This is a genomic window from Chloroflexus sp. MS-G (assembly GCF_000735195.1).
In the GTDB taxonomy this organism is placed as follows: Bacteria; Chloroflexota; Chloroflexia; order Chloroflexales; family Chloroflexaceae; genus Chloroflexus.
The window spans coordinates 1-11,022 of the sequence record NZ_JPIM01000136.1; the positions used below are offsets into that span (position 1 = coordinate 1).

Annotated in this window: 5 protein-coding genes, 3 tRNA genes and 1 pseudogene; 1 reads left to right on the forward strand and 8 read right to left on the reverse strand. The window is 53.1% G+C overall.

The window, feature by feature from the left end; all coding sequences use genetic code 11:
• Positions 1 to 381: 381 nt before the first annotated feature.
• The 3 genes and pseudogenes from JE47_RS21090 to JE47_RS0117725 all read right to left on the reverse strand — a co-directional run bounded on the left by JE47_RS21090 (position 382) and on the right by JE47_RS0117725 (position 4,985).
• Positions 382 to 1,196 (reverse strand): annotated as a pseudogene (locus JE47_RS21090) (IS5 family transposase).
• Between the two features lie 212 nt (positions 1,197 to 1,408).
• A complete protein-coding gene (locus JE47_RS0117720; protein ID WP_031461034.1) occupies positions 1,409 to 3,193 on the reverse strand; it encodes an ABC transporter ATP-binding protein in 1,785 nt (594 codons plus the stop codon).
• Positions 3,194 to 3,239: 46 nt separating this feature from the next.
• Positions 3,240 to 4,985: an ABC transporter ATP-binding protein gene (locus JE47_RS0117725; protein ID WP_031461035.1), complete on the reverse strand. Its 1,746-nt coding sequence runs from the start codon at positions 4,983 to 4,985 to the stop codon at positions 3,240 to 3,242.
• A 796-nt stretch (positions 4,986 to 5,781) separates the two neighbouring features.
• On the opposite strand from JE47_RS0117725, the gene JE47_RS0117730 reads away from it, so the two are divergent.
• Positions 5,782 to 8,052 (forward strand): hypothetical protein, encoded by a 2,271-nt coding sequence (locus tag JE47_RS0117730; protein WP_031461036.1) that lies wholly within the window; start codon positions 5,782 to 5,784, stop codon positions 8,050 to 8,052.
• 340 nt (positions 8,053 to 8,392) lie between these two features.
• Here the strand turns inward: JE47_RS0117730 and JE47_RS0117735 are convergent.
• The 5 genes from JE47_RS0117735 to rplI form a co-directional block, all read right to left on the reverse strand.
• Positions 8,393 to 8,482 (reverse strand) — tRNA-Ser (locus JE47_RS0117735).
• An 11-nt stretch (positions 8,483 to 8,493) separates the two neighbouring features.
• A tRNA-Ser gene (locus JE47_RS0117740) sits at positions 8,494 to 8,587 on the reverse strand.
• Positions 8,588 to 8,610: 23 nt separating this feature from the next.
• Positions 8,611 to 8,686: transfer RNA gene (locus JE47_RS0117745), tRNA-Trp, on the reverse strand.
• Positions 8,687 to 8,891: 205 nt separating this feature from the next.
• Positions 8,892 to 10,244: a replicative DNA helicase gene (gene dnaB / locus JE47_RS0117750; RefSeq protein WP_031461037.1), complete on the reverse strand. Its 1,353-nt coding sequence runs from the start codon at positions 10,242 to 10,244 to the stop codon at positions 8,892 to 8,894.
• A 107-nt stretch (positions 10,245 to 10,351) separates the two neighbouring features.
• Positions 10,352 to 10,798, reverse strand: coding sequence for a 50S ribosomal protein L9 (gene rplI, locus JE47_RS0117755; protein WP_031461038.1), 447 nt, complete (start codon positions 10,796 to 10,798; stop codon positions 10,352 to 10,354).
• Positions 10,799 to 11,022: the final 224 nt, after the last annotated feature.

Here is an 11,022-nt window from a genome sequence, read left to right on the forward strand (position 1 = left end):
CAGTCACGGCCCTAGGTAGCGCGGGCTTTCAGCCCGCGACCTGACAACAGCCGCGGCCCTAGGTAGCGCGGGCCTTGTAGCGCGGGCTTTCAGCCCGCGACCTGACAACAGCCGCGGCCCTGGGGAGCGCGGGCCTTGTAGCGCGGGCTTTCAGCCCGCGACCTGACATCAGTCACGGCCCTAGGTAGCGCGGGCTTTCAGCCCGCGACCTGACAACAGCCGCGGCCCTAGGTAGCGCGGGCTTTAGCCCGCGACCTGACAACAGCCGCGGCCCTAGGTAGCGCGGGCCTTTAGCCGGGCTTTAGCCCGCGACCTGACAACAGCCGCGGCCCTAGGTAGCGCCGGCCTGTAGCCCGCGTCCTGAGAAAGTGTCTGAACATTCTATGAAGAGACGTTGGCATAGATGTGGGCCAAACGTCTCACCATCACGTGAATCATGGCGGCATCCATGAGCGCTTCGCTCGTATCGGTGCGTGCGTCGTCGTCCTTACGCAAGCGACGATACGTTCCCAGCCAGGCAACCGTCCGTTCCACCACCTAGCGTCTTGGCAACACGTGGAAGCGCGATACCCCATCGGGACGCTTGCTGCTGGCCAGGGGCCAGCCACCAACGCGCTGCGCCCATTCCACCACCTGGCCGGCATCGCCCCCATCGGCTCACATCATCCGCAGGCGCGACTGCTTCCTATGGAGGTTGCCCACCACCAACCGTGCCCTGTCCCGGTCTTGGATATCGGCGGCATGCACCACCGTCACCACCACGCCCACGGGACCCACCAGTAGATGGCGTGTGCGTCCGTAGACGTTGTTGCCAGCATCAGCCCCGCGCGGCCCCCGTTTTCCGTCGTTGTGACCGACTGGCGGTCCAGAATCGCAGCGCTCGGTTCTGCCGCTCGCCCTGCGGCAACGCGCACGTCCGTGCGGAGGGCAGCATGGATACGCACCCAGGTTCCATCCCGTCGCTAGAGCCGAACGGAATGATACACGCTCTCCCAGAGGGGCACGTCGTGGGGACGCATCCGCCAGGCGCACCCACTGCGCAAGATAGAGAAGATAGCGTTCAGAATCTCCCGGTACGCATGGACGCGGTGTCGCCCTCGGGGTGACGTCCGTTCCGGCAGAGCGGGGGCAATCCGTTGCCATTCGGCATCCGTAAGGTCGGTAGGATAGGGTTTTCGTGTGTTTTGTTCGTTCATACCATCTAAGGATACATCAAAACCCTCGACCAGATACATTTCAGACACTCTCTCAGCGCACAAAGCACTGCTCTGTGCTCTCTGTGCTCTCTGTGGTGATTCCAACCGGTTACTGTACTGTTGGATGCCCACGGCTTCTCAACGGTACGCAGGTACGCAACGACCAAAGCATTGCTCTGTGCTCTCTGTGGTGATCCATCCCAAACCATCGCTTATCCGGTCATCCCCGCAAACTGCAATTGATACAACCGGTAATAGTAACCGCGCCGCGCCAGCAACTCATCGTGCGTGCCATCTTCAACCACACGACCTTTGTGTAACACGACAATCCGATCCACATGCCGAATAGTACTTAACCGATGGGCGATAATGATGCTGGTACGACCACGCATCAGTCGCGTCAAAGCTGTTTGAATTAGGGCCTCGGTCTCGGTATCAACACTGCTGGTAGCTTCATCGAGAATGAGTAATACTTCGGGATTAAAGGCAATCACTCTGGCAAACGCCAATAACTGGCGTTGACCAATTGAGAGATTGGCGCCGCGCTCACGCACTTCATGATTGTATCCACCTGGCAAGCGTTCGATAAACCGATGGGCACCCACCATTTCGGCAGCAGCGCGCACCTGTTCATCACTGATCGCATCGTTGTGTAGACGAATGTTGCTGGCAATCGTACCGCTGAAACACACCGGGTCTTGTGGCACTGCGGCAATGTGACGGCGTAGCTCGGCCTGCTTTAACTCACGAATGTCGATCCCATCGAGGGTAATGCTTCCTTCCTGAACATCGTAAAAGCGGGCGAGGAGACCGACCAATGAGCTTTTACCGGCGCCGGTTGCCCCCACGATTGCAACTGATTGTCCGGCCGGGATATGGAGGTTGATCCCGCGCAGTACCGGCTCATTCGGATGGTAGCCAAACACAACGTTACGCAGTTCGATCTCGCCTCGTACCGGCGTCGGCAATGAGCGGGGGTGTACTGGATCGCGCACTTCAGCCTCGGTATCGAGTACTGCAAAAATCCGTTCTGCCGAGGCCATTGCCGATTGCAAGACTGTATACCGCTCAGCTAGATTACGGATCGGCTGAAAGGCACGTTCAAGATATTGAATGAAAGCGACTAGCATACCGAGCGATGCCCAACCGGCTAATACACCATTGCCCCCACCCCAGAGCAGTGCTGCTGTACCAATTGCGGCCAAGAGATTAACCGACGGTATGAAGATCGCGAAGATGAGCACTGACCGAATGTTGGCCTGCATATAATCATCGCTCAAACGGGCAAACGCCATTCGACTGCGTTCCTCGGCGTTGAAGAGTTGTGTTACCAGTATCCCACTGATCTGTTCGCTGAGAAACGCATTGATTCGGGCCAATCGCTGCCGTACTAACCGGTAGGTAGCCCGCATAAAGCGTTGGTAGATTGACACGATCAGTACTAGCACTGGCAGCGTTGCCAGACTGATCAATGCCAATCGCCAGTTGAGCACGAACATTACCACGATAATCCCGACCAGGGTCAGCAGGTCGGCTACAATCATTACCACACCCTGGGTCAGAAATTCATTAAGTGCGTCAACGTCATTCGTAATCCGAGTGATTAAACGCCCTACCGGATTGCGATTGAAGAAAGAGAGGCTCAGGTACTGAACGTGACGAAAGATCGCAACCCGTAAATCCTTCATAACCTGCTGACCAACACTGTTGATGAAATAGGAATGACTGTAGCGAAATACAAAATTTATCAGCAGTGTACTAACGAAGGCTACAAAATAGGGCCAGACACCATCAACTGCACCAGCCCGAATCGGGCCATCAATGGCGCGCTGGAGCAACAATGGTGGTAGCAGATCAGACAGAATCGCCCCGATCAGCAGTAAAATTGCCACACTGAATTGCCGCCAATAAGGCATCACATACTTCGCCAACCGACGTACTAAGCGCCCATCATAGGCTTTACCAAGAATGGTGTCATCATTAGCATGATGTACCACGTGAAACTCCTTAGCTGCGGTAACACAGGGTTATGATTCCTCGTCTTTATTCTTCACGTTCAAGCTCAGCCGCCAGCAGCTCCCGACGATACATGGCTGCATAGCGTCCGTTGCGCGCTAACAGCTCTTGATGCGAACCGCGTTCAACAATCTGACCATCGTCAAGCACGATGATCTGATCGGCATCGCGTACCGTTGCAATTCGCTGCGCGATGATGATTGTCGTCCGTCCGTTCATTTCAGCCCGCAGACCGGCCAGGATTTGAGCAGCAGTGTGGGTATCAACACTACTTAGCGCATCATCGAGTATCAAGATGCGTGGATCGCGAATCAACGCACGTGCGATTGCCACCCGCTGTTTCTGACCACCGGATAAAGTAACACCACGTTCACCCACCATTGTGTCGATTCCATCAGGAAATTGATCGAGGTCGTTGCTCAGTCGTGACATCTCGATCACATGGTCAAGTCGTGCCGGATCAACCGTTGCCACTCCAAAACCGATATTCTCACGCAGCGGCATGCTGAACAGAAAACTCTCCTGAGGCACATACCCGATCATTCGACGCAGAGCTGCCAGCTCAAGTTCACGTACATCGATCCCATCGATCAGTACCTGTCCTTCATCGGGATCACGGACTCTGCCCAGCAAGTTAACCAGGGTCGTCTTGCCTGCGCCAGTAGCACCGACAACTGCCAACACCTTCCCCGCCGGTACCTGAAACGACAAATCGCGGAGCAACCACTGATCGCTGTGATTGGCGCGTACTCCAACCTTGCGAAACTCGATTGATCCATAACCAGGCGGTAACCGTGGGGTTGATGGTGAGCTGATCATCGGTTGATAACGCAAAATATCATTCAAACGTTCGAGTGATGCGGTTGCTTGTTGGAATAAATTGACCATCCATCCCAAAATAATCATTGGAAACGCCAGGAGAGCCAGGTAGGCATTGAACTGTACCAGCTCACCGATAGTAAGGGTACCGGCAGCGACCTGCTGACCACCAACCAACAAAATCAGAGCAGTAATCAAGCCTAGACAGAGGGTCATTGCTGGCCATAGCGTACCGGAAAGTAACACATAGTGGAGATTGAGTTTACGGTAGCGCTCATTGTCAGCAGTAAAGACAGCAATCTCAGCTTCTTCTTGCGCAAATGCCTTCACTGTTCGAATCCCGGCAAAGTTCTCTTGAGCCCGTGTTGATAGGACACCGAACTGATTCTGTACACGGTGAAAGGCCTGCCGCATCCGCCCACCGATAGCAACAAACACAATCGTTACCATCGGCAATAGCAATACCACAATCAGTGCAAGCAGAGGATCAACGAGCATCATCAAAACAGTCGCCGCCAGAAACGTCAACACTGCCGTAGCTGCGCCATTTAAGCCAGGCCCAAGAAATTGTCTTACCGCGCTCAAATCGTTGGTGAGGCGGGCCATTAGGTCACCGGTATAGTTCTGTTGGTAAAACATTTGATCAAAGCTTAGCAGTCGGTCGAACAGATCGGCCCGCAGATCATTCTCGATCCGGTATGAAGTGACAGCAATCAACATCCGTTGGACGAACTTCATACCACCATCGATTACTGCCAAACCGATCAATGCGTCACCAAACCAGAGCAGTCGGTGCGGCTCAATGGTCCCATCCGCCAGGCTGTCAACTGCCAGCCGCAATACGAGCGGGCTTAGCGCACTGACCGCTGCGCCAAACGCTGCCACCAGGAGACCGGCGATCATCCGATGACGGTAGCGATAGATGTAGGGAAATAAGAGACGCAGGTGGTACATACCAACTCCTGACAAGGCAAATATCGTCAAAGCAGTATAAACCAGATTGCGAGCGATTGTCGTCAGTCGTAGGATGGAAATAGGATTTTCAACGCTGCCAGCATAGGATGAGAGGTAAAGAAAGGTCAGCGAGCGAGGTGGCAACCGGTCTCGCCTGTATGAGTGATGTCTGTAGTTTCATTGCCTGCCCGGAGCAGGTATCGTCATTTGCGGAAGGGTAACGAATGAAACCTGAATGCCGGTATTTGGAATAGTCGATCTGCTCTTGCCAAGCGTTGTATTCAAGTATTGGAAACCCGATGATTGAACGTCCTAAATTAGAAGTATTTATCATTGATACTGCGATTATTTCATATATCCCTAAGAATGTCTGGTTAAAAATACGATTATTAGTGAATAGTTCTTCACTAATTCTATTTTAATCGCGTCTTGTTGGTATATGTTTACATGTGATACAGTATCGATGTACCCAGAATACATCTTCTTACAACCCAGTTAACCGACGATTGTTGTTCTGGTAATTGAATCAGGTAGGAACAGGTTGTTCATTCGTCACGCTCCTCACTACATCTCCGCCCTCTGTGATCTGTACGGCACGATGTCTTGCTCGATGCAGCACGGTAGGTTTGAGCATTCTCTGTCAGTTTCACACATTGCCGTCCTCAATCTCTCAACTTAATCATGGCGAATGCGCGTTTTGTACATTCCATAACGATGCTCACTGCCTAATCGTAGCAGAGCAATATCGTCGTTATCTCCGCACAGGTGCGTGACCCACGTTCAAGGAGATGCATGTATGAAGCTCAACGCCTTCCTGGCACTGGTAGCAGGTGTTCTGTTGCTCATCACGACCGCTTGTACTGGAACAATCCCCTCGGTAACTACGGTTCCTGAAGCTACTTCCACAATTGCTGAATTACCTAAACCATCTTCTCCGGTCGCTGCACTATCGCCAGAAATGACCTCATCTCAGTCAGAACCCACACTTCCGCCGCGCCCACAATCTACTATTGTTCCAGCTCCAGTGAAAGGAAGCTATCTCATTAATAAACAGGCTTCCAGCACACAGGGCGCTCTGAAGAACGTTCATTTCATCCTCTACCACGCAACCTTGACCGACGAACATTTGATCCTGCACATTGGCTTTCGCAACGTTGCCGACAAAGAAGCCTACATCACTGGTGGTCTTATCAGACGCGATCTCCGGCTATCTGATGCGGCAGGTAACGAATATGAAGCAATCGAGTTTAGCGACAATTTGCGATTGCTTTCGCCGTCAGACGGCTTTGTACCCGGCCAGGCAAATGTTGGCGATGTGGTGTTTCCCATCCCACAGGGTGGTGAACCATACCAGTTGCAGGTTCCCTGGTATGAGCCGATTAGCTTTCGACTCGATCAACCGATGCCATCGGCACTCCAACCTCCCACGGGAACATACTCTATAACACTTGAGCTGTATAGCTCGCAGAGAGCACTAGTGCCAATCATTCTTCGCGTAGACTCCCTTACCCTGACCGAAGACAAGATCATCTTTACCCTCGCTTTCGTGAATACGCTGCAACGAGAGTACTATCTAGGGAAAGGGCTGACAGGCAATGATGCACGCCTGCTCGATGCCGAGTTTGCGGCGTATAAACCATTGCAAGTGAGTACCAGTCTGATGGAAGGCATTTCCCCTCCCAAAGGCTGGCTTCCCGGTCAGGCATATGTGGGTGAGATCGCATTTCCGCGTCCGCAACAGCTAGCCGAAATGAGGTTCGTCTTTCCCACTTACGCCACTGCCACCCTTCGCTTCAATAGATCAGGTCTGGTCAGCGCTGCCATCACTTCAGCAAGTAGTGATGTACCACCGCCAACCGTGACACCTACCGCGAAACAGCTTGTTCTGCGCGAACTGACGAGTGTGCTCGAACGGCAGGCCAACGCGGTGATTACCGGTGACCTGAACGCATACTTGGCAACATTCGCGACCGACTTGCAGCAGGAACAGCAAACAATCTTCATGCGCAGCCAGCAACTCCCTCTGCATACCTATCAGTTGAGTATATCGCCCTCAACCGTACTGGTCGACCAAGATTGGGAAAGAGGACGGATTGAAAGGATCGCCGTTTTCCTGCGTTATCAGTTGCGAGGTATTTCCCAGAATAATCCCTTCCAGCATACTGTACGCTATACTTTCGAATGGCAACAGGATCAGTGGATTATCGGCTCGTATGAACTGGAGGATGTTCCACCCTTCTGGTGGACTGACGACGTTATTGTGCAGGAAACACCGCATTTCCTGATCATCTCAAGACCGGGTGCTGAAACGATCCTGAACAAAGTAGCTCAGGAATGTGAGCAGGCCTATCGCGATCTGCAAACCACTGGCCTACTTCTAGAGGAGCGATTCGTTCTCTACTTCATACCAACGCAGGATGACTTTCACAACCAAACTCGTTTGGGATCGCGAACGCTCGGTGCAGCGTTGTCATTGTATCACCTTACTGATGATCAGATACAAGTTATTGGGCGCGCATTCTACATCAACGGCGAAGCATTTAGCCGCCAACCTGATGACAATGGTGCCTTCGGCCGACTGGCTACCATCAGGCACGAATTAGTTCATCTAGCGCTTGCTCGCGAAACCCGCTTCTTCACGCCAATCTGGCTTGTCGAAGGTGCGGCCATGTATTTTGCCGATCAACTTACTCCCGACCTCCGTCGTTCTCTGCTTGAAGATGGCTGGCTAGATCGGTTGAGTCTAGAACAACTTACCGGTGCCGAGCGTCTGGGTGATTATGATATCCTCGGACAAAGTGTAGGCTATGAGTATATCTTCTCAGGTGAGACGGTACGTTACCTGATTGAAACCTACGGTATGGACTCATTCGTGCAGTTCTACCGCTTCTTCAGCAACGTACCAACAGACAGAGTGATCGACCGGATGCCTCTATTCTCTGTCGGTTTCGGAACAACCTTCGGTAATCTAAGTAAAGAACTGACACCAGCAGCATTGCTAGACGTGTACGGCATTACTATTGCCGATCTTGACAATGCGGTGAAACGGCGCTTACGTGAGCGTTAGCCGTGGTGGGAAGGCATTCGTGTCTTGTAGGCAAGACCATCTCGTCTCAGGGGTGATAGGGGCGGGTGTGCTCAACCCGTCCCTGTGTGCGAAGGTTCGTATTGTCCTGTTCTGACAATAGTCTGTGACCACGCTTCCGTGGTCTCGCCAATGATGCCTTGTCATTGCAGTGGGAGGAATGAATTCTAAACCCGACCGGAGCATCCCCTTCCTTGCTCAGTTTGGGAGAGGAAGGAAAATGGGGGAGAGGCATTTAACGCTTTCCCAGTCAGGCAGTAGCGATACGATAGAAAAGAGAATAAGCAATAAAAAACGCACTCGCGATAACTGCGAGTGCTGGTGGCGGGGAGAGAGGGATTCGAACCCTCGAGGGGGTTGCCCCCCTAGCGGTTTAGCAAACCGCCGCACTCAGCCACTATGCGACCTCCCCGTATCAGATTATGGAGGGGGCGGTGGGATTCGAACCCACGGGACGCATTGCTACGTCCTTCGGTTTTCAAGACCGACGCATTAAACCGGACTCTGCCACGCCCCCGACTGGCTGGCCGGCATAAAAATTGGCAGGCGGGACAGGACTTGAACCTGCAACCGGTGGATTTGGAGGCCACTGCTCTGCCAATTGAGCTACCCGCCTTCGCGCCCTATATACTACCATATCGGAGTAATTTTGGCAAGAGCGTTCAAGCATAGCAAAGCCTGGTAGCTTTACCCCTTTTTTCTACCTGACAGGGCGGCTCATCCGCAGGAATGAGGCGGTGACTTTCTTTTAGCGCCACCTTGCCCCGCCATACAACTCTGTCGTATCGTGACGTATGACGACGAGTTTTTCAGACAGGCACTCAGAACCCTTCTGGCGCCTTATAACGCTCAAGATTCTGGAAGCGGGTCGTGCGCGACTCAAAACGCAATGGAATGACCCCAAGCGGGCCATTGCGATGTTTCGCGATATGAATCTCGGCTATCCCTTTCTTATCTGTGTCTTTATCGTATAATTCCTCACGATAAATAAACATCACAATGTCGGCGTCTTGCTCAATTGATCCCGACTCGCGTAGGTCGCTGAGCATTGGCACATGGTTTTGTCGCCCCTCCACCGCACGCGAGAGCTGAGAAAGGGCAATCACCGGTACATTCAGTTCGCGGGCCAGTGCTTTCAGCCCACGACTGATGTCGCTGACCTCTTGCACCCGATTATCGGTGCGTCGCCCCGACATCAATTGCAGGTAGTCGATCATCACCAAGGTAATGCCCACTTCACTGTGTAACCGACGAGCGCGAGCACGAACATCGGTGATACTCAGCCCTGGCGTGTCTTCAATGTAGATAGGGAGTTCGGAGAGGACACCAAGTCCTTCGATTGCTAAACTCAGCTCTTCACCGCGTAGATTACCGGTGCGTAAGCGTTGCATGTCAATACCGGTATGCATTGCCAGCATACGCTGAACCAGTTGTTCACGGCTCATCTCCAAGCTGAAGATAGCGACCGTGCCATTGGTCTGAAACGCCACATTGTAGGCCAGCGAGAGAGCGAGCGAGGTTTTCCCAACGCTAGGCCGAGCCGCGAGAATGATCAGGTCACTGGGTTGCAACCCACCGGTCAGTGCATCGAGGTCAGGGTAACCGGTCGGCACCCCTATAACCTCACCACGCCGCTCCTGCATCGACTCGATCTGAGCGAAGAGCGTATTGACCACCCGACCAATATGGACAAAGTCTTGATTGTTGCGCCGCTGCGAGACCGCAAAGAGTTCTGCTTCCGCTCGATCAAGGGTCTCTTCGAGATCACTTGATTCGTCGTAGCCCATCGCTGCGATTCGACCGCCAGCCTCGATCAGGCGACGCAAGAGAGCCGTTCGTTCAACAATCCGAGCATAATATTCAATGTGCACTGCGGTTGGTACTTCGGTGACCAGCTCACTCAGCATGGTCAGGCCGCCAACCAATTCAAGCTGACCACGTCGGCGAAGTTCGGCGGCAACGGTAGCTAGATCCGCCGGTTCCCGCCGGTTGTAGCAGGCCAGCATCGCCTCGTAAATCAGGGCATGCTTTTCCAGGTAAAAGTATTCGGCAGGGAGCCAACCGGCGACAGCGATGATGGCGTCACGTTCAAGCAAGATCGAGCCAAGGGTTGCCCGCTCTGCCTGTAAATCAAAGGGAACGCTACGTTCAATCCGATCTTCCCGCTTTTCCACCGTTTTTCCCCTGTTTCCCACCAGTTATCCACATCACGTTTATAAAACGCCAATGTGCCGCAATATGCGGCACATTGGCAAAACTCAGTGATTATGATACGTGTGAATTATTCGCCGACAACCACTACCTTAAGAGTTGCAGTAATACCACCGGCCAGTTCTACCAGTACCTCATATTCACCGGTACGCTTGATCGGGTCTTCCAACGCAATTTTGCGCCGGTCAATCTCGATGCCGGCCTCTTCACGCAGTTTCGTAGCGATGTCGGCATTGGTAACCGAACCGTAAAGCCGATCTTGCTCACCGACTTTCGCCGTAAATGTTAACGTCAGTGCTGACAGTTTGGCTGCCAGTGCTTCAGCTTCTCTGCGAGCCGCTTCTGCTCGCCGACGCTGAGCAGCCAGCCGTTCCTCAGCCTGCTTAATGTGGCTCTTGGTTGCCAAAACTGCAAACCCTTTTGGCAGCAGATAATTACGGCCAAAACCACCGCTTACATCTTTGATTTCACCTGCTTTCCCCAGGTGCTCTACATCCCGGAGGAGTAATACTTTCATTTTCTTTGCGCTCACAGCGCTCTCCTTTACCTGTTCCGTTTACCGAGCAACGGCCCTTATCTTACCATAAACCTACCGTGATCGTCAACGTTGCCAGGCCTGCGCGAGAGGTTTTTGCTTTGGGATACATTGGGGTACATTCGATGAGGTCTGTTCGACGATGGCGTGATAGCGACGAACCGCACGCATCTGCTACCGATGACCCCCGCTGCCACCGGGGTACG

Excerpts from the sequence above, each read along its gene's own strand:
- JE47_RS0117725 (WP_031461035.1), bottom strand. The coding sequence starts at position 4,985 with ATGTACCACCTGCGTCTCTTATTTCCCTACATCTATCGCTACCGTCAT.
- JE47_RS0117730 (WP_031461036.1), top strand. The coding sequence starts at position 5,782 with ATGAAGCTCAACGCCTTCCTGGCACTGGTAGCAGGTGTTCTGTTGCTC.
- rplI (WP_031461038.1), bottom strand. The coding sequence starts at position 10,798 with ATGAAAGTATTACTCCTCCGGGATGTAGAGCACCTGGGGAAAGCAGGT.